We start from the raw sequence: 18,985 nt of genomic DNA on the forward strand, positions 1-18,985 counted from the left end.
AGGTGTACAATGGCTGGCAAGCAGGTTGTATTTAAACCGGATGAAGTGAGGCGCCTGCAGCAGCAGATGGTGCGAATCGGAGCGGACACGGATGAGCTGCGACGGCGGGTGAGCGGAAAGATCGCGAGCTGGGACCGCTCTTTGCCGATGCTGAGCAGCCTGGAGCAGATTCAGCGGCAGTTGACGGGCTTGACGCAGGAAGCCGAGCAGATGACGGAAGTGATCAGCAAAGCACTGAAGGGCATCGAGCGGGTGCAGGCGGAAGCGGCGCAGGAAGCGAAGCAGCTGGCGAAGGGGCTGAGCGGGCTGGAGCGTGTTGACCTGTTGAAGCGGGTAGGGACGACAGGCGGCGGCAGCTATACGCCCGTGCCTGTCACCTTCCGCCCGATGGTGACGAACCTAATCGACCGGATCTTGCCGCAAGCCAGCCGGGACCGCTGGTCGAGCGATCCGTTGGTGAAGGAGCTGCGGCGGGTCGCAGGCCTGCAAGGTGCGACAGCGGCGGAGAAGCTGGATGCGGAAATGAAGCTGGAGGCGATCTTCGCGGAGCGGGATCTGATCGCGAAGGCGCAGACAGCGTATGCGGTGTACAAGCAGTTCGGCAATCATCTGCTGATGGCGGAGATGCACAAGCAGGCGGAGATTAGCCGAGAGAAGCTGAAGGAGCTTGGCGTAGCAGAGAGCTATTTTGCACCAAACGTCAATATGACGAGCTATTTCAAGCAGGTGCCGCTGCTGGCGTGTGAGTATGATCCATCGTTTGCGCTGGAAGGGGATCTGACGACGCGGGTGCCGCTGCCGGACAACGCTCGCTATTTGTTTATGGTGATGATGGCGCAAACGCCGGGTCCGACGGGCGAACTGGCGAGGGTGCAGCTCAAGGAAATTCATGCGCTGCAGCAAACGATACGAGACGCTGCGGGAGGCTTAGTAACGGATGTCCAGCAGGGGCAAGTAAAAAGCGGACTGCTGAACGTGCTGACGATTTTGCAGAGCATGCAGGCATTAAGCAAATACGATCCCCCGCCAAAGGAAGTTATCGTCGAGGAAAAGCCGGGCATGCTGGAGAAGTTCGGGCAGGATGCGATGCAAAGCCTTGAGATCTACTGGAGCGTGATAAAAAACCAAGCTGCAGTGGAATGGGCTGCGATTAAGCAAACCGGAAATAGCATAGCGGAAGTGGCAACGGATTTATACAATGCTCACGTTGATCGAGCGAACAAGAGCAACGACTCGGTGTATGATTTTTTTAACAACGCGACGATGGGCTTAATCAGTGTACCAGGTGAGTTTTGGAAGGGACATGAGAATCGAACGGCGAATCGGAATGAGTCGGTGTCTGCGTACTTGGATTATTTGAGCCTGGGTTTAACGGGGATGGTGCAGGGAGCGTTCGCGCCGAAAAATCCGAATTCCAAGGAGCATGTACAGGATGTAATCGGAGTACTCGGCTTATTGTTCTCGGTTAAAATAAAGGCACCAGGAGGGATTGAACCGACGGTACCGAAAAGTCCAGCGGTTAAACCGGAGGGTGCAGGAAGTGGCAGTGGACTAGGCTTTGGCAATCAGCTTGTGACCCCTGAGGGGATGGAGAAGATTGGTGTAGTAAGCGAGGGTTCGGGTGGTCAAAATTTACTATCAAGTATAGGGAAAGTAGATAAAGCTCCATCAACAGTTAAATACTTGGAAGACGGTATTAGAAATGAGCCGTTTGAGCATGGTCTGTTTTTCGATAAAGACGGCAATGTGATTGGTAAATTAATCTCTGATGGTGAACAAGCAAAAATTGATCTTTCTTCTTATAAAGATATAGCAAAGGATACTATATTTACTCATAATCATCCTAGTAGCAGTAGGTTTAGTATTGCGGACCTAGAAACAGTGGTATATTTCGATATGGCAGAAATAAGAGCTGTGACTCCAAACGGGGTAACGTTTAGTATTAGTAGAGGCACTGGAGGATGGGCGATACATCCACTGGATGTTGAGAAATTTTTTAAACAAACACAAAGAGAACTTGCTGGTGACCCTACGGTTCAAGCATTATTTAAAGAAGGTAACACAGAAGCAGTTTGGGATATATTATATAGTAAAATGGCAGAGAAAATGGGAGGGGAATTTAGTGTTTTTAAATAATGATGAAAGAATTAATTCGAAATTTCTTTACAGAAAACCTACAGTTATGGGGGTTTTGGACGATAGTGATAACGATCCCAATGATATGAGTTGGATGTTTGATAACTCATGGGAGTTGTTAAAAGTAAAATTTTCAGAAAGTTCATTTCAGGAGTTAGTTATAGGATTGGTGGAAATATTTAGAGGGGGACAACCGAACTATTCATCACTTGGTGAAATGTTTGGTAACGATACTAATGTGGAGGAAGATGTTGAGAAGATAGTATACAGAATAACTACTATTGAAAGAATTTTAAATGATATGATGAAAGTCGAGATGCACCTTGATCCTATGAATCGAAATATTAATGATCTGTTTTTGTATCTTCGGGAAGGTTTGAATATATCAAACCTTAGTGAGATGCTTATCCAAAAATACGAGGGTTTATCTATAGAATATAATGACAAGTTTATTATTACAGATAAAGATTATAGGATTATCATTTTATGAAAATAATTGAAGATTCGAATTAATTCATAGTACAAATCAACAACGCCACAATGCGAGTTAACTGCCGTGCTGTAGTTTCATTTTTATCCGCCGCTAATACCAAACAATATAATCATACAAGTGGCGGCTGTTCAAAAATCCCCTACCCAGTGCCGAATGAACTCATCATTCAACCATTAACACATTTAATCTATGTAATTTCATTATAAAGATTTAGTTCATTTTGTTAGTACGCACATAAATGCTTTAATTTCGCAACCTAAGTAACGCTATTCCTTTACACGATGCAGGTCGATTATGGTCAGAGACTTCCATAATTGGCCTGTTTTTTGTATTGTTCGCTTTCTTGAGGTTTTCTAATGCTGCGGCGGGTGGCAGGCCTGAAAGGTGCGACAGTACAAGCAGTTCGGCAATCATCTGCTGATGGCAGAGATGCACAAGCAGGCGGAGATTAACCGAGAGAAGCTGAAGGAGCTTGGGTTAACTCTGTCCAGATTTTGAATACAAGCTCACGGGGGGCTTTGAGCAACCGGGTCACGATAGTCTCTGTTCCATTGACCGCTGTAGTAGTGCTGCTGGCTGAATGGTTTTGTGACATTAGATAATCATTCGATATGTTTTAAATGGTATATATACTTGCTTATACAACAGAAATATTCATATAAAGGAAAATATATTTTTAAGTGCTTTTAAGGTGTAAGATGTTAGGCGGAGCTTGGGCTGCAATCGAATGAGCGGGTAGAAATTTGTCGAAAAAGTGTTAGATTAGTTAAAAAGTTGGATGCTTTTACCGATATAGTAACTACACAATATTCATTTTTAAAAAGGGGATAACTCATGGCTTTAAAAAACTCGCGTTTTATTCGCGCACTACTCACATTCTGTTCCCTCCGTCAGACAGCCGGGCGAATTGTGCTGTCTACCCTGCTAATCGTCATTGTCTGTGTTTCGGTACTTTCGTTTACGTTTTATGCTCCCACCTCAAATGAGGTCAGGGGTCAATTGGAGAAACAAATGGAATTGAATACGAGGCTGCTGGCCAAGGAAGTTGACAGCAGAATGAAAGAGAAGCAGACCATCATTAAAATGCTAGCGGAGGCAGGCGCAGATTTAGGCGATGACAAACAGAAGCATATGGACTTGATTGCCAAGTCACAGAAGCTGCATCCTGAATTCACAACGATTTTGTATTCACCTGATACGACGGGGAAGTTTGCAATTGACGCGAACGGCAAGGAATATGACTTATCTGAGCGTCCCTATATAAAAGAGATACAAGCAGGACTCCCTTACGTCTCTAATCCGATTATTTCTAAAGTAGATAATAAGCTTGGCGTTGCTATTGGTGCTCCTGTAATGAAGGATGGTCAACCCGTTGGTTTTTATACAGCAGGATATCCGATTAATGAGGTTGTCGATAACATTGCTCACTTTAAGCAAGGCGAGACGGGAAAAGCGCTTATGATGACTGCGGATGGAACATTTATTTATTATCCGGACGAGTCCTTTATTTTAAACAAAAAGCTTGCGGATTTGAACAACCCTGCACTGGATGAAGGATTTGCTGATGCGCTTCAGGGCAATTACAAGGCCATTCATTCCCATGAAGCAGGGTTCGATCAGTTATCCTATTTCACGAAAACGGATATCAATTGGATCGTTGTCACTTATGTGCATGAAAGCGAGTTTTTAAAATCGGTTAATGATTTGCTGAAGCTCATAATAATCGTAGGGCTGATCATTGTTGTGGGTGCGATGCTGCTCAGCGTATTAATAGCGCTCAGAATTGTACATCCTATCCGTCAATTGACACACGGAATTGATTTGCTGGCACAAGGCGATCTCACGTATCGCATTCCGGTCAAAGGCAAAAACGATATTAGCGTGGCTCTTCATTCTTTTAATGCAGCAGGAGATCAAATGCATCAATTAATGAAGGGCGTTGCAGACTTATCTGATCAATTGACGGAGTCTGCGAAGCAGCTTGCGGCAGGTGCCGATCAAGGTGCTCATGCAGCGCAGAGCATTTCCGAGGCTATATTGGTCGTGGCCGAAAGCTCGGAGCGGCAAACGTCCAGCGTACAAGATGGCAGCGATGCAGCGGAAAATATTGCTGTGCAAATTAACGGAGTCGCTGCGCATAGCTCAGATGTATCGGCCATTGCCTCTGAGGCGACTACCCTGGCAACGGACGGCTCAGCCGCAATGAATCAGCTTGGTGGAAAAATGGACGAGATGGAGCTCGGCATTCGCGAGTTGTCCGGCACGATTCAAGATCTTAGCGGCTTGTCCGCTAAAATTGGTGAGGTTGTAGTTAGCATAAGCAACATCGCTCGCCAGACGAATATTCTCTCCTTAAATGCGGCGATTGAAGCGTCGCGCTCAGGTGAAGCAGGGCGAGGTTTTGCCGTCGTTGCTGATGAGATTCGGAAGCTGGCTGGACAATCAATGGCATCCGCAGAGCAAATTGCCGGCTTCATTGGCAGCATTCAGCTTGAGATTAAGCGAACTCTTCATGCGTCTGAACAGACCGTTGAGCAAGCAGCCCAAGGCAAACAAGCCGGAGAAGCGGCGAATGAGCTGTTTACGCACATTCGCTCATCTGTGGAACAGGTTGCAGACAGCATCCGAAGTGTTTCGACTGCCGCTGAGGAAATCGTCTCAGGCACAGGCAGCTTGGTTGAATCCATTCGTCATATTGCCGATTCCGCCAGTGAAACCGCTGCTGAATCTGAAAATGTCTCTGCCGCCGCACAGCAGCAAATGGCATCAATGGAGGAAGTCGCTTCCTCCTCAGCGGAGCTTGCTAACATGGCAGAGAAGCTTCGCACGCAAATTGATCAATTTAAGCTATAGTAGGTTGAGCGGTAAAAGGTAATAGGAATAGGTAAACCGACAAAAACCGTTTCTTTGTTAAAGGCAAGCTTGGCCTGCCATTAACGAAAGGAACGGTTTTTGTTGAGGTTGCAAGTAGTTTTGTATAGTTTTGCCTCTATGTGTTACAAGCCGTTCGCTTCTCCATTAACCGAAATGCCCAGACGGTTGAAAATATTGGTATGGGTGCTTGGCAGGGAGCTGTCCTGCGGCAATTTGCCATTGTTCAAGGTGACGAGCATAGCCGAAAGCTCATTAAACCAAGCTTCATCGCTCGTCGCAAGCGCAAGGTCGATCAACTGCGTCAATTGCTGTACCGTATACAGTGGTGACGAACGCAGTGGATGAACCTGTGAAGCTGCCAGCGTAATCGTTCTGCCGATAGCAAGCTCGTTGTCGCATGCCGTTACATATAGTCGTACCGTGCCGTGGGAAGCATCAACGCTTTCTACAAAGCCGAGCATTAGCTCGCCGTTTCCTGTCGTTCCGTTCATCCAGTCGCCCGGTTTAATTATCATCTCATTAATCATTCCAGTCACCACCTGTCGTTTAATGGAACCTGCAATTATGCCCGCTTGTTTCAAAATCCATTACAATTTTAGTAATAATACTGTAATTATAATTTATACAGTTACAGCTGTCAATCGTTACTCTCTCTTTGCCCGCTAATGAGCTGTGAGCGGTATTGCTTGGGCGAAACACCTCTAATTTTCTTGAAAGCTTTGGAAAAGGAGAAGAGGTCGGGAAAGCCGATGGAGCTGGCGATTTCCGATAACGTATAGCTGGTTTGTGCCAGAAGCCGCGTGGCTTCTCCCATTTTTAATCGCTGGATGTATTGAACCGGTGTAGTGCCGTATGCTTTGCTGAATTGTTTAGTAAAGTGCGTGCGATTATGAAAAAGACTCAGCCATGCGAGATCGGTATTTAGCGAACCAAAGTGGCTGACGAGCTGCAAAAGCTGCTGCATAAACTCGGCAGCCTGTAAGCAGAAGGCGTGAAATGATAGATTTCCAGCCATTCATGATGATCCTCACGCATATTCGCTCTCATCATTAATACCCTCTTTTTTCCATGTTTAAACGTGCTTGTCCTACAATCTACTAATCTAGTTTTACTTATCTAGCGCTGTAAAAATAGATAGCCCTCCTCAGTATAGCAAATGATTCAATGTCACAAAATGACAAGTTTAAATCGCCGCGAAATGACCTTGCCCTTAGCGCTGCTGCAATTCCAGAGCGAATATTCGACCAATTATCTGGGGCCTCTGACCAGAGTAGTACTGATCGGGCTGCCGGAGCATTGAAGGGCTAGAAGGAGCGCGCGCCGCGAGGATGTAGCTCCTTTTTTTCTTTAACAGGAGCTGTTAACAAGCTTTATGCTTATTAGCGGCTTTTTTTGTGCAAAATTACAGTATGCAATCGCATGCGACGGAAGTCTTTTAATTATTCCTTGACTGGAATATTCCTATAATGGTATATTCAATTCGGGAAAACGAAAGCATCTTCATTGCGCTGACTTCCCATGATTTTAACAGCGCCATTCAGCATATTATCCGACCTGACATGACCCGCCTGCGGATTATGAGGCGAGCGGTTGGACAACTTGGAGCTTTACTTAAGGCAGGTTGAAGGAACGGAGACGGGAAAGCAAGTCAAACAAACATTCAGGAGGCAATCACAATGACGAATAAACTAAGCTTTAAGGTTGAAGGACAGGTACTTACGATGGAGCGGATTTTTGACGCGCCGCATGCACTCGTGTTTGAAGCACATTCGACGGCGGAGCATTTGAAGCATTGGTGGGGACCGAATGGCTGGATTTTATCAGCTTGCACAATAGATTTTAGACCGGGCGGCGTATGGCATTATTGTATGAAATGCGTCGACGAGAACCAAGGGGACTTTTTCGGCTTTGAATCGTGGGGTAAGGGCGTTTATAACGAAATTGTGACAAATGAAAAGATTGCTTATGTCGACTATTTCTCCGACGCCGAGGGCAATGAATCTGCGGATATGCCGGCGGCTGACGTCATCATGACATTTGAAGCGACAGCCGATGGCAAAACCAAGTTCGTGAGCGTGACCCGCTACCCAACCGAGGAAGCACTCAAAACGGTAGTCGAAATGGGAATGGAGCAGGGCATCAGCGAAACGTCGGATCGCCTAGTCGCCTACTTGGCAGAGCTGCTGAAATAACGATAACGCCATTAGGGGTGGAAAAATAAAGCGAGTCAGCAATCTTCCCGTTTCTATCGGACTGCTGTTTAATTATAAAAGGGACAAGCGCTGCCGTTTAAGCAGCGCTTGTCTTTTTCTATTCCGCAGTCTTGTGGCGACATTTTGCCGAGTCATGCCTTATTTCGGAAAGAGCTGCTCCTGAGCCGATTCTGCCATGTAGGTGATCGGAGCTTGCAGTGTTTCCAGTCCGCTCATGTAGGGACGCAGCGCTGCTGGAATATAAATCGACCCGTCCTCCAGCTGATGATTTTCCAGCAGCGGGATGAGAATGCGCGGCGTTGCAACCGCCGTATTGTTAAGCGTGTGGCAGTAGCGAAGCTTGCCCTCCGCATCGCGATAGCGAATATTCGACCGCCGCGCCTGAAAATCATGTACATTCGACGACGAATGCGTCTCGCCATAAGCTTGCCTGCTTGGCATCCACGTCTCAATGTCGAACTGCTTTACATTTTTTTGCGACATATCCCCGGTACATACCGCAACAACCCGATAGGGCAGCTCCAGCAATTGCAGCAGTTGCTCCGCATTCGCTGTTATTTCGTGGAGCAGCGCCTCCGAAAGGTCAGGATCGGCTTCGCAAAGCACGACCTGCTCCACCTTCGCAAACTGATGCACGCGGTAGAGGCCGCGCACATCCCGTCCAGCCGAGCCGACCTCGCTGCGGAAGCAGGCGGTTGCTGCGGTAAGCCGAATCGGCTCGGCAGCATCGACGATTTCATTATCGTAATAGGCGACTAGCGGCACTTCCGACGTCCCGATCAGCCAGCGATTTTCGCCGTCAATGCGGTAAGCCGAATCTGTGCCCGACGGGAAATAGCCCGTATTGTACATCGCTTCCTCTCTCACCATCAGAGGCACATCAAGCAGCGTAAAACCGCGCTCCAGCAAATAGTCGAGCGCAAGCTGCTGTACGGCGCGGTGCAGCAGGGCGCCTGCGCCTTTCAAATAGTAGCTGCGCGAGCCTGCTGTGCGAACACCTCGACTAATATCAATCATGCCATGCAGCTCGCCAAGCTCCACATGATCCCGCAGCGCAAAGGAGGGAGCCGGGATGCTGCCCATTCGGCGAATTTCCACATTGTCCGCATCCGACTTGCCAATGGGTGTATCGGGCGACGGCGGATTTGGCACCTCCAGCATGAGCTGGCGGAATCGCTGCTCGGCTTCAAGCAGCTGCTCCTCACAAGGCTTTAGCTGCTCATTAATTTTCGCTACCGTTTGCTTCAATTGCTCGGCCTGCTCGGTTGCTTTGTCCTTCTCGGTTGCTTTGTTCTGCTCCGTTGCTTCGCCCTGCTCACCCCCTTGCGCCGCCCGTGGCTTTTCCCGCCTCGCCTTTACGCTCTGCATCAGCTTCGCAATGCGCTGCGAATGCGTATTGCGCTCCTGCCTGAGCTGGTCCGCCTGCTGCTGCAGCTCGCGTCTGCGAGTATCTGCCTCAAGCAGCTGCTGAACGTCAAAATTCAGCCCCTTACGCTCCGCCGCCTGCTGCACCAGCTCCTTGTTTTCGCGAATCCATTTCATGTCCAGCATGTTACCGCGCTCCTTCACCGTTTAAATAAAAACGCAAAAAACGCTCCTCATCCTTTTGGGACGAGGAGCGTTAAACTCGCGGTGCCACCCAACTTGACCGGACGGCAATGCCGAACGATCCGCTTTGGTTCCGCGATAACGGGCGGGCCCGGTAAACTTAGGAGAAGTGCTATGCATCTCTCTTGACGAGAACGCCTCGGAGTTGGATTCTCGTCATCAGCAAGTCGTAGTAATGAAATTAAAATGTATTATAACGTGCGCTGCTGATGAAAGCAAGCTTGAATTGTTTTACATGTTGTTCTTCTGTGATAATGTCACCCCATAACTGTTCTGAGATAATGTCACTATGGGACAGGAGACAATTACATTGACGAGAAAAGAACTGAAGAAGATCCATGTGGTGCAGAAAATAGGGGATGGACATCTGACAAACAGCGAGGGGGCTTTGACGCTAGGAATTTCCGTTAGACAAATCATTCGACTGAAGAACAAATATAAAGCAGAAGGAGAATCAGGCATTGCCCATAAAAATCGGGGAAGGAAGCCGATACACGCATTAAAGGAAGACATAAAAGAACGAGCAGCCGAGTTATACACAGCAAAATATCAGGGCAGCAACAGTTGCCACTTTGCCGAGTTGCTCCAAGAGCATGAGAACATGGAACTGAGCCGTTCCAGTGTGAGACGTATTCTGCTCGCTAAAGGACTCAAACAAGCCAAGCAAAGACGCCAGACGAAGACTCACCAGCCTCGTCAGCGTAGAGCCCAAGCGGGCATGCTCTGGCAGATCGACGCGACCTCTTATGCATGGTTGGAGGAGCACACTCCCGCCTTTTCCTTGCATGCGGCTATTGATGATGCTACGGGCACTGTCGTTGGCGCTGTATTTCGCCCCAACGAATGTCGGGAGGGTTACTCGATTGTGATGCAACAGGGTATCCAGAAATATGGCATCCCGCTTAGCCTTTACAGCGACAGACACACGATCTTCCGCTCGCCCCATGAGAAGCTTACCGTCGAACAGGAACTTGCTGGCGAAACAAAGCCTCTCTCTCACTTTGGAAAGGCGATGGCTGAGCTACATATTGAACATATAAAAGCAACCACGCCACAAGCGAAAGGCCGTGTTGAACGCCTCTGGCTGACCTTACAGGATCGTCTGGTCATTGAGCTACGGCTGCTTGGCATCACCTCAATGGAAGAAGCAAACGTAGCGCTCCCACGGCTCATCGCGAAGCATAACAAGCAATTTGCCGTTGCTCCGCGTTCCAGCGAATCCGCCTACATGAAGCTCCGCGATAACGTTCAACTTGATCATATCTTTACGATCCGCGAGCTTCGAACGTTGGGGTCAGGCCATACCCTTTCTTATGCGGGTACGGTCTACACTTTCGCGGAACCCTCACCTCAGCGTTTTGACGCGAAATCAGTCGTTGAAGTGCGCCAGACGCTTTCAGGAGACGTGTTCATTTGGCATCGTGGACAAGCTTTGCAGCTCAAGAAAACAGAACGGCCTAAGCCCGAGCAAAAGAAAAAGGCGAGTTCTGCGCAGCCACGCAAACCCGCCAACGATCATCCGTGGAAAACCACGCATGACAACAACATCACTAAGCGTAACACAAAACCAAGTACGTTCCAAGACAAGATAAATTCGCAGCACAACGATTATTTAGAGGCCTCCTGGTAAGGGCGGCCTCCACGCTTACAAGTGACATTTTCATAGCACAGTTAAGGTGACATTTTCACAGACGATTGACAGCTTGAATTGTTTTACAAGGAATTATTTCAGCCAAGCATCAACCAACTCGGCGTTGTCTTCAACCCAAGCCTTCGCCGCTGCTTCTGGCGTTTCTCCGCCTTGAATGGCAACCATGACCTTCGCCATATCATCCGGCGTCCAGTTGAACTTGTCGAGGAACGCGTAAGCCTCCGCTTTGTCCTCCTTCAGCCCCTTGCGTACAAGCGTATGAATTTGTTCGGCGCCGCCGTAGACATTTTTCGGATCATCCAAATATTTCAGGTCCATCTTGGCGAACATCCAGTGTGGTGTCCAGCCTGTTACCACGATTGGCTCTTTATTGTCATAAGCCTTCTGAAGCTCCTGCGACATCGCAGCAGACGAGCTTTCAAGCAGCGTCCATTTGTCGCGCAGGCCGTATTCATCAAGTGCCTTTTCCGACGCCATCATAAGTCCGGCACCTGGCTCAATGCCGATAATTTTATAATCCAGCGCGGGGCCCGTCGTATCATTCAAGTCCTCAATGCTGTTAATATCCATATAAGCGGGAACGACAAGTCCGGTTTTGGTGCCTTCGAGGTTAGCGCCTAAATCCTCATATTGCCCCTGATATTTATCCGCATAAGAGGCGTGCGTGCTTGGAAGCCAAGCAGCAACGATGCCGTCGGCGCTTCCATCGGAGATGCCCGCCCACATTGGCCCGGCATCGACTTGGAGCATTTCAACCTTGTAGCCAAGCTTTTGCTCCAATACTTCTTTCACGACATAGGTACTGGCAATTTCGGAATCCCAAGCGACATAAGCAAGGGTAATGTCCTTGCTTCCGCCGGCGGAGGAACAGCCGGCGACCAATACAGCGAGCATAACGGCAGCAACTAGCATTTTCATCTTTTTCAATAGTAACACTCCTTCTAAAAATAGTTCGATTGCTATATCAGCTACTCCGTCGTGATGGCGGAGAGCACCTATAGTGATTTACGCCTTTTTCGTGCGGCGAATCGCATTTTGCGTCAAGCGGTCGAGAATAATCGCGAGTATAACGATGGCGATCCCCGCCTCAAAGCCAACGCCTGTGTTGCCCTGCGTCACCGCACGGTATACGTACGAGCCAACGCCCTGAGCGCCAATCATGGATGCGATAACGACCATTGAAAGCGACAGCATGATCGTCTGGTTGATGCCCGCCATAATGCTTGGCAGCGCAATCGGCAATTGCAGCTTGATCAGCTTCTGCGACGGTGTAGAGCCGAAGGCATCCGCCGCTTCCGTCAGCTCCTCTGGCACTTGGCGAATGCCAAGATTGGTCATCCGAATCGTCGGCGGAATCGCAAAAATAATCGAAGCGATGACGCCGGGTACGACGCCAAGCGAGAAGAAGGAGACGGCAGGCAGCAAGTATACGAAGGCCGGCATCGTCTGCATGAAGTCGAGAATCGGAGTAACGATATTTTGGATGCTATTTTTACGTGCACACAAAATGCCAACTGGAACACCGACTACTACGGAAATGAGGGCGGAGGTCAGCACGAGCGACAGCGTCTGCATCGTCTGGCTCCAATAGCCGAGATTATCAATAATGAGCAGGCCGACAAACGTAAACAGCGCCATGCGCCATTTGCCGAGAAACCAAGCTGCTGCGGTAAAGAGAATAATGAGTACGATCGCAGGGAGAAAGTCGAGTGCGGTATTTAATCCGCCAACCGTTTCGCCAATAACCACTTTAATAAGCTTGAAAAGCGGGCTGAGATGAGTTTCAAGCCATGCCTCCAGTGCCCCGATCCAATCCGCTAAAGGAATTTTCGGTATATTCATGCTTTAACACCTGCCTCTATTTCGGTATTGCCTGCGAGTGCGGCAAGCACTGCGCCTTTAATCACGATGCCCTTCAAGCGACCATTTTCACCGATGACGGCAACGGGCAAGCGCACACTGCCCATTAACTCAAACAGCTCATTGAGCAGCGTATCGGGCGTTACGGTTGGAACATCACGCTGGGTTAGCGATTCGAGCGTCAGCCCTTCCTTCAGCGCTTTCGCCGCATCATCCGCCGTGATGACACCAAGCAGTCGCATCTCCTTGTCGACCATATACAAGCTGGAGATGCTTCTCGCACGCATGAGCTGGAGCGCAACGCGCGGTCCCTTCTCATTCGTAATCGTCTCAGCCTTCGCCATGACATGGGAGGCGGTGAGCACCTTGGACAAATCGACGTCCTCGACGAAGCGCTCCACATATTTATTGGCAGGCTGCATTAAAATTTCTTCCGGCGACCCTATTTGCACAATGCTGCCATCCTTCATTAAGGCGATCTGGTCTCCGATGCGCAGCGCCTCATTCAAATCATGGGTGATGAAAATAATCGTTTTTTTCATCTTGGACTGGAGCTCCAGCAGCTCATCCTGCATATCCTTGCGGATCAGCGGATCAAGCGCACTGAACGCTTCATCCATCAGCAATACCTCGGGATCACTGGCAAGCCCTCTTGCAAGACCTACGCGCTGCTGCATCCCGCCGCTAAGCTGTTCGGGATAACTGTCGCCGTAGCCCTTCAAGCCGACAAGCTCTAACGATTGAAGCGCCATCTCCCGGCGCTTTGACTTCGCGATGCCCTGAACCTCAAGGCCGTATTCAATATTTTGCAATACGGTCCGATGCGGGAACAGCGCAAACTTCTGAAACACCATCCCGACATGCTTGCGACGAAACTGGCGAAGCTGCTCCGCCGTCATCTTGAGCACATCCTTGCCATTAAAAAGCACTTGTCCGCCCGTCGGCTCAATTAAACGATTCAATAAGCGAACGAGCGTCGATTTACCGCTTCCCGATAGGCCCATGATGACAAAAATTTGTCCGGCCTCTATCGAAAATTCGGCTTGATTCACACCGACAGTCAGCTTTGCTTCTTTTAAAATTTTTTCCTTTGACCAGCCCTTATCCAGCAGCGGTATTGCTTTTTTTGGGTCCGCACCGAATATTTTGGTCAGCTTCCTAGCCTCTATAATAGCCATGATGTACCCCCTCCACGATCCTTGGCACAGGAAGCGAGGTGGACGTTTTGCCTAACGCTTATTCACCAAGCTTCGAGTGTTCGTCTGCTAACAAGTGTAGTTGGATAACAATGTAAAGGTCAAAAGGCGTGAGCCTCTGTATACTTTGTGCAGTTATAACTTTACAAACTTTTCGTACAGAATACTCCTGATAGCTCCCTTTTTCATATCAACATGATTCTTTACATATCCCTAGCCGTTTGATTACAATACATGTTGTAGGATGAATGGGGTACGCCACTCCTCAGGAGGAACGACATGGATGAACTTGCAGCATTATCAGAAGAGCAGCGGGAGCAGCTGCTGAAGACGCGGCGGCGCGTCATTGAATCAATCGGCAAAAACATGGATCTATACGGCATTACGCTGTCCATCGGGCATTTATATGGCAATATGTATTTCAACCGCGAGCCTGTAACGCTGGACGAAATGAGTGCTACGATGGGAATGAGCAAAACGTCAATGAGCACCGGAATGCGGACATTATACGATCTGAAAATGATCAATAAAGTATGGGGCAAAGGCTCACGCAAGGATTTGTATGAGGTGGTGCCGGATTGGCACGAGAACTTCACGGATTTTTTCTCTATTAAATGGAGGAAGGCTGCTGAGCAAAATGTGCTTGCCTTATCCCGTTCTCTTAAGGAAATTGAACAGCTGGAGGAAAATCCAGAGCAATCCGAAGCCTTTCTTGATGTGCTCGCAAGCGACAGACAGAAGCTTAAGGAAGCGCTCGCTTATTATAGGTGGCTGGGACGGCTCATTGATGCTTTTGAATCAGGAGAAATTTATAAGTTGATTCCGAAGGAAGAGTAGACAGCAGAATATTGCACAGCACAATTAAGGGAAAAACATGCGTTTCGTGCAAGGCCGGTTGAATGCAACCGGTCTTTTCTGCGTCTCCATGCAGGGCATAGTGTAAAGACAAGCACCTAAAACCGATATAGTTACTAGACGTTCTTATCTACTATAATTTGGAATGGGGGATTTGCAGTGCTTCATGCGCTTCTCGTTCATGACCGCGTAATCGAAAGAGCGATTATTACAACTAGTTTTACGGAACAACATATACAAATTTCGACCCAAGGCAGGCTGGAGGATGCCTTGCTCTGGTTCAAGCAAGGCGGCGAGGCGGATATATGTCTGATTGACGCTTCATTGACAGAGGATGCTGAAGCTGCGTGCCGCACGATTCATGAGGCAAGCGGCAGCAAGGAGCTATACATCATTATGCTGCTGGATATAAAAGACAGACAACAACTGGAGCGGCTCTACACAGCTGGGATGAATGATTATTTATTGCGGCCCTTCGCCGCTGTAGAGCTTACGCGAAAGCTCTGCATGCTCCTGCAACTGAGAAAATCAGAGGCAGGGCTTGTGGAGACGGAGCTGGCGATGCTGCGTGCGAAGATTAAGCCGCATTTTTTATTTAATGCAATCGGAACTATTATTTTCATCAGCAAGCGGAATGCGGAGGAAGCGAGGGGACTGCTTCGCAGCTTAAGTGAATTTTTGCGGAGCAGCTTTGATTTTGAGAATAAGGCGGAGGCTGTGTCCTTTAAGGTTGAGCTTGCCCTCGTTAAAGCCTATCTGGACTTGGAGAAGGCGAGATTTGGCAGTCGCCTGCAAGTGAATTACGAGCTCAGAGCGACGCAGTTTCAGCTGCCGCCCTTTATCATTCAGACGCTGGTGGAAAATGCGATTCGCCATGGTATTACAGCCAAGCTCATTGGCGGCAGAGTTGACATTATTACGCTCAACGTTCATGGAGGCATTCGCGTCATTATTAAGGACGATGGAGTCGGTATTCCCGAGGAGCAGCTAGAAAGCTTTATGCGCAAAAGAAAGCAGCCGCCAGGCAGGCGTTTGCCGAGCGATCAGCAGCTGCGTCAGGGAATAGGGCTTGCGAATACTAATGAGCGTCTGCTCCGTCATTTTGGATCGGGACTGCACATTAGACGCCGCGAAAGCGGAGGCACGACCGTTACCTTTTTGATACCAGCACAACAGGGAGGGCAGTAAAATGTTGAACGTTGCGGTGGTGGATGATGAACATTGGGCGCTTGAGGAAATGAAGGAATATTTATCGAACTGTGAAGGAATCGGCTCCATTCAGCTTTATGATGACCCGCTGGAGGGACTTGCGGCTATTAAGCGAGAGCCGCCGGACGTCGTGTTCGTAGACGTCTATATGCCGCAAATTTCGGGTCTTACATTCGCGGAGGAGATGCTTGCTAATTGCCCAGGGACGGCTACCGTATTTGTCACGGCATTCGATAATCATGCGTTGCAGGCTTATGAGCTTAACGTGGAGGATTATATTTTGAAGCCAGTAGCTCCTCAGCGGCTTCAGCGAACGGTGGAGCGCGTGCTTCAACGTAGAAACGGGAGGAATAAAATGGCCGCCGAGGCGGTACAAAACAATGGCAGAGTCGACGTGCAATGCTTCGGCAAGCTGAACCTTTACGGGACAGCAGGGCCCGTCAAATGGAAGGTGCTGAAAACGAAGGAGCTGTTCGCGTATTTATGGATGAACCGGGAATGCCGCGTCGAAAAAATTATAGATGATGTTTTCTCAGGCATGGAGGATGCGAAGGCAAGGGCATACATTCATACTTGCGTTTATCAGCTTCGCCAGCTGTTGAAGCGCAATGGGCTCGACGGGCGGATTCGAATTAAATCGCTGCGGGAGAAGTATATTTTGACGGCCGAGCATATGTCCACCGATATGCTTGAATTTTCACTGCTGGCAAAACGGGCGGTCGATAGAGGCAATATATTTTTACTTCGACAGGCGGTTAATTTATACAAGGAGGAGGTGTTGACGGATATTCATAGCGTCTGGGTTTATCGGCTGCGTGAGCACTATAGATTAATCGGAGGCCTCGTTTTGGAGCGGTTGATTGAGGAGCTGCTGAATCAGGGAGATGTTCATGCAGCAACGGAGTATGCACTCGAATACTTAAACAAGGAGCCTTACGATGAGGGGGCCTTGTGGCTCGTAATCCGCTGTTATATGAGAGCTGGCAATCGGGTGAAGGCCAACACCGTTTTTAAGCAGTTTTGCAATCGCACTGCCGGGGAGCTTGGAGCATGTCCGCATGCCGAGCTAGTGGGTCGCTATGAGGCGCTCATGCAAGCAACCTGATAACCGTACATAAGAAGCTGCCTTTTGCTTAAGACAAAGGTGGCTTTTTTACGTTTTCGAAAATATGGAGAAAGGATACGATGTTTCCATCCATTTTAATTAAATTCGTTAAAATTCACTAAAAATCGACAAAAGATTCAGTTATGATTCAGAGCCGTTTGTTATTGTATAGGAAATAAGACGCAGCAAACAGCAAATCGGGAGGACGGAAGATGCATCGAATACTCGTGGTAGATGACTCTTCTTTTATGCGGCATTTAATCAAGCGATACATTGAAGAAGATCCGAAGCTTATAGTCGTAGGAGAAGCGAAAAATGGGGAGGAAGCTATTGCTGAAGCTCTTCGCTTGCGTCCAGACGTTATTACAATGGATGTGGAAATGCCCGGCATGGATGGCCTTACTGCCCTTTCGGAAATTATGCGACGCGTGCCGACCCCCGTTATTATACTCAGCTCCATCCAAAAATTTGGCGGGGAAGAGACCATTTTGGCGCTTCAGCGCGGAGCGGTGGATTTTGTCGCCAAGCCTTCAGGAGAATTGTCAGCCGATATTTATAAAGTAAAGTCAGAATTGTGTGAAAAAATAAAAAATGCAGCAGGAGCGCCGATTCAGCGGCTTCTGAAGCTCGCGGGCGTGCCGCAGGCGCAGCCTGCGACTCAGCCTCAGCTGAGAAAAACAAGCTTGGCCGCATCTATCGTTCGTGAGCTTATAGCTGTAGGCTCCTCTACCGGAGGGCCGCAAGCGCTAACCGTGCTGCTCAAAAGCTTGCCCGCTTCTTTTGAGCATCCCATCGTCATTGTGCAGCATATGCCAGCGACCTTTACCGCATCGCTCGCTCAAAGACTGGACGGAGTTAGCGCTGTGAAGGTCGTTGAGGCGAAGGATAAGCAGCCGCTAGTGAATGGAACGGTGTTCATCGCTCCCGGAGACAGCCATATGAATGTGGAGGAGAAGGATGGAGGTTACTTCATTAAGCTTCATCAAAAACCGCTTGCGGGTCTTCATTGTCCCTCAGTGGACGAGTTGTTCCGTTCGGTGGCGGAGCTTAGGGAGCTTAAGCGGCATTTTGTACTGCTGACAGGCATGGGCAGCGATGGCGCAGAGCAAATGCTTCAAGCAAGGAAGGCGAAGCAAGCAGCAACGACGATAGCGGAAGCGAAGGAAACCTGCATCGTTTACGGTATGCCAAAGGCGGCCGTTGATCGGGGAGCAGTCGATTATGTGCTTCCCATTGAGCAGATTGGCAGAAAGCTGCTGGACGTTACCAGAGGCAGAACATGAAAGGGGGTGAAATTATGCAGGGGGTAGAGCAAATGCAATATGTACAGTTTGGCGTAGGTGAAGAGAGCTATGGGATACGTATAGCTGAAGTACATGAAATAATACGAATGCAGGAAATTACCGAAATACCGAATTGCCAGTTTTATGTGAAGGGCGTCATTAATTTACGCGGCAAAATCATTCCGGTTATTAGCCTGCGCGCGTTATTTTCGTTGGATGAGGATGTGTATTCAAAAGCGACGCGAATCGTCGTTGTTCATCATCAGGAGGAGTCGATCGGCATTATTGTGGATCGGGTGCACAAGGTAACGACGTTTCACGATATTCAGCCACCACCGGAGCGGGTAGGCGGCATCAATGGCGCCTATTTTACAGGAATCGGTCTTACAGAGTCAGAATTGGTCGGCATATTAAAGATTGATGAGGTGCTGCTGCGCGATTAATGCGCCTTGCTTCACACGGCTTATTTCAAGCAGTAAGTCAGCTCTCAAGTCAACGCTTA

16 protein-coding genes are annotated in these 18,985 nt (G+C 48.8%); 10 read left to right on the forward strand and 6 right to left on the reverse strand.

Annotated elements, in window-relative coordinates:
- Positions 1–9: 9 nt before the first annotated feature.
- The 3 genes from V5J77_RS05505 (at position 10) to V5J77_RS05515 (ending at position 5,482) form a co-directional block, all read left to right on the forward strand.
- On the forward strand, positions 10–2,136 hold the full coding sequence (locus tag V5J77_RS05505; protein ID WP_338554786.1) for a hypothetical protein: 2,127 nt from the start codon (positions 10–12) through the stop codon (positions 2,134–2,136).
- Positions 2,123–2,626, forward strand: a complete 504-nt coding sequence (locus V5J77_RS05510; protein ID WP_338554787.1) for a hypothetical protein — start codon at positions 2,123–2,125, stop codon at positions 2,624–2,626. The genes V5J77_RS05505 and V5J77_RS05510 overlap by 14 nt, the downstream gene beginning before the upstream one ends.
- A 1,014-nt stretch (positions 2,627–3,640) precedes the next feature.
- Positions 3,641–5,482: a methyl-accepting chemotaxis protein gene (locus tag V5J77_RS05515; RefSeq protein ID WP_338554788.1), complete on the forward strand. Its 1,842-nt coding sequence runs from the start codon at positions 3,641–3,643 to the stop codon at positions 5,480–5,482.
- A 143-nt stretch (positions 5,483–5,625) separates the two neighbouring features.
- Here V5J77_RS05515 and V5J77_RS05520 read toward each other — a convergent pair whose 3' ends face one another.
- Complete coding sequence (locus V5J77_RS05520) at positions 5,626–6,030, reverse strand: IDEAL domain-containing protein (RefSeq protein ID WP_338554789.1); 405 nt, start codon at positions 6,028–6,030, stop codon at positions 5,626–5,628.
- A 110-nt stretch (positions 6,031–6,140) separates the two neighbouring features.
- Positions 6,141–6,518, reverse strand: a complete 378-nt coding sequence (locus V5J77_RS05525; protein ID WP_338554790.1) for a helix-turn-helix transcriptional regulator — start codon at positions 6,516–6,518, stop codon at positions 6,141–6,143.
- A 661-nt stretch (positions 6,519–7,179) separates the two neighbouring features.
- On the opposite strand from V5J77_RS05525, the gene V5J77_RS05530 reads away from it, so the two are divergent.
- On the forward strand, positions 7,180–7,695 hold the full coding sequence (locus V5J77_RS05530; protein WP_338554791.1) for an SRPBCC domain-containing protein: 516 nt from the start codon (positions 7,180–7,182) through the stop codon (positions 7,693–7,695).
- 159 nt (positions 7,696–7,854) lie between these two features.
- On the opposite strand, the gene serS is transcribed toward V5J77_RS05530, so the two are convergent.
- Positions 7,855–9,267, reverse strand: a complete 1,413-nt coding sequence (gene serS, locus V5J77_RS05535; protein ID WP_338554792.1) for a serine--tRNA ligase — start codon at positions 9,265–9,267, stop codon at positions 7,855–7,857.
- A gap of 367 nt (positions 9,268–9,634) precedes the next feature.
- On the opposite strand from serS, the gene V5J77_RS05540 reads away from it, so the two are divergent.
- Positions 9,635–10,954, forward strand: coding sequence for an ISNCY family transposase (locus tag V5J77_RS05540; protein ID WP_338554793.1), 1,320 nt, complete (start codon positions 9,635–9,637; stop codon positions 10,952–10,954).
- A 93-nt stretch (positions 10,955–11,047) separates the two neighbouring features.
- On the opposite strand, the gene V5J77_RS05545 is transcribed toward V5J77_RS05540, so the two are convergent.
- The 3 genes from V5J77_RS05545 to V5J77_RS05555 all read right to left on the reverse strand — a co-directional run bounded on the left by V5J77_RS05545 (position 11,048) and on the right by V5J77_RS05555 (position 14,013).
- Complete coding sequence (locus tag V5J77_RS05545) at positions 11,048–11,893, reverse strand: glycine betaine ABC transporter substrate-binding protein (protein ID WP_338556571.1); 846 nt, start codon at positions 11,891–11,893, stop codon at positions 11,048–11,050.
- A gap of 87 nt (positions 11,894–11,980) precedes the next feature.
- Positions 11,981–12,817, reverse strand: coding sequence for a proline/glycine betaine ABC transporter permease (locus V5J77_RS05550; RefSeq protein WP_338554794.1), 837 nt, complete (start codon positions 12,815–12,817; stop codon positions 11,981–11,983).
- Positions 12,814–14,013, reverse strand: a complete 1,200-nt coding sequence (locus V5J77_RS05555; protein WP_338554795.1) for a glycine betaine/L-proline ABC transporter ATP-binding protein — start codon at positions 14,011–14,013, stop codon at positions 12,814–12,816. Before V5J77_RS05555 ends, V5J77_RS05550 begins: the two co-directional genes overlap by 4 nt.
- Before the next feature lie 297 nt (positions 14,014–14,310).
- On the opposite strand from V5J77_RS05555, the gene V5J77_RS05560 reads away from it, so the two are divergent.
- The 5 genes from V5J77_RS05560 to V5J77_RS05580 all read left to right on the forward strand — a co-directional run bounded on the left by V5J77_RS05560 (position 14,311) and on the right by V5J77_RS05580 (position 18,926).
- Positions 14,311–14,868 carry a GbsR/MarR family transcriptional regulator gene (locus V5J77_RS05560; protein ID WP_338554796.1) on the forward strand — a complete coding sequence of 186 codons (558 nt, stop codon included), beginning with the start codon at positions 14,311–14,313 and terminating at the stop codon, positions 14,866–14,868.
- 177 nt (positions 14,869–15,045) lie between these two features.
- Entirely contained in the window at positions 15,046–16,074 is a 1,029-nt protein-coding gene (locus V5J77_RS05565) for a histidine kinase (protein ID WP_338554797.1), read from the forward strand.
- A 1-nt stretch (position 16,075) separates the two neighbouring features.
- The gene (locus V5J77_RS05570; RefSeq protein ID WP_338554798.1) at positions 16,076–17,200 is read left to right on the forward strand and encodes a response regulator; all 1,125 of its coding nucleotides are present in this window, start codon (positions 16,076–16,078) and stop codon (positions 17,198–17,200) included.
- 212 nt (positions 17,201–17,412) lie between these two features.
- On the forward strand, positions 17,413–18,483 hold the full coding sequence (locus tag V5J77_RS05575) for a chemotaxis response regulator protein-glutamate methylesterase (RefSeq protein ID WP_338554799.1): 1,071 nt from the start codon (positions 17,413–17,415) through the stop codon (positions 18,481–18,483).
- A gap of 14 nt (positions 18,484–18,497) precedes the next feature.
- Positions 18,498–18,926 (forward strand): chemotaxis protein CheW, encoded by a 429-nt coding sequence (locus V5J77_RS05580; protein WP_338554800.1) that lies wholly within the window; start codon positions 18,498–18,500, stop codon positions 18,924–18,926.
- Positions 18,927–18,985 lie beyond the last annotated feature (59 nt).

The organism is Paenibacillus sp. KS-LC4 (assembly GCF_036894955.1).
In the GTDB taxonomy this organism is placed as follows: Bacteria; Bacillota; Bacilli; order Paenibacillales; family Paenibacillaceae; genus Pristimantibacillus.

Coding starts and splice junctions, on each gene's coding strand:
- V5J77_RS05505 (WP_338554786.1), top strand. CDS start 10: ATGGCTGGCAAGCAGGTTGTATTTAAACCGGATGAAGTGAGGCGCCTG.
- V5J77_RS05515 (WP_338554788.1), top strand. CDS start 3,641: ATGGAATTGAATACGAGGCTGCTGGCCAAGGAAGTTGACAGCAGAATG.
- V5J77_RS05520 (WP_338554789.1), bottom strand. CDS start 6,030: ATGATTAATGAGATGATAATTAAACCGGGCGACTGGATGAACGGAACG.
- V5J77_RS05525 (WP_338554790.1), bottom strand. CDS start 6,518: ATGGCTGGAAATCTATCATTTCACGCCTTCTGCTTACAGGCTGCCGAG.
- V5J77_RS05530 (WP_338554791.1), top strand. CDS start 7,180: ATGACGAATAAACTAAGCTTTAAGGTTGAAGGACAGGTACTTACGATG.
- serS (WP_338554792.1), bottom strand. CDS start 9,267: ATGCTGGACATGAAATGGATTCGCGAAAACAAGGAGCTGGTGCAGCAG.
- V5J77_RS05545 (WP_338556571.1), bottom strand. CDS start 11,893: ATGAAAATGCTAGTTGCTGCCGTTATGCTCGCTGTATTGGTCGCCGGC.
- V5J77_RS05550 (WP_338554794.1), bottom strand. CDS start 12,817: ATGAATATACCGAAAATTCCTTTAGCGGATTGGATCGGGGCACTGGAG.
- V5J77_RS05555 (WP_338554795.1), bottom strand. CDS start 14,013: ATGGCTATTATAGAGGCTAGGAAGCTGACCAAAATATTCGGTGCGGAC.
- V5J77_RS05560 (WP_338554796.1), top strand. CDS start 14,311: ATGGATGAACTTGCAGCATTATCAGAAGAGCAGCGGGAGCAGCTGCTG.
- V5J77_RS05570 (WP_338554798.1), top strand. CDS start 16,076: ATGTTGAACGTTGCGGTGGTGGATGATGAACATTGGGCGCTTGAGGAA.
- V5J77_RS05575 (WP_338554799.1), top strand. CDS start 17,413: ATGCATCGAATACTCGTGGTAGATGACTCTTCTTTTATGCGGCATTTA.
- V5J77_RS05580 (WP_338554800.1), top strand. CDS start 18,498: ATGCAGGGGGTAGAGCAAATGCAATATGTACAGTTTGGCGTAGGTGAA.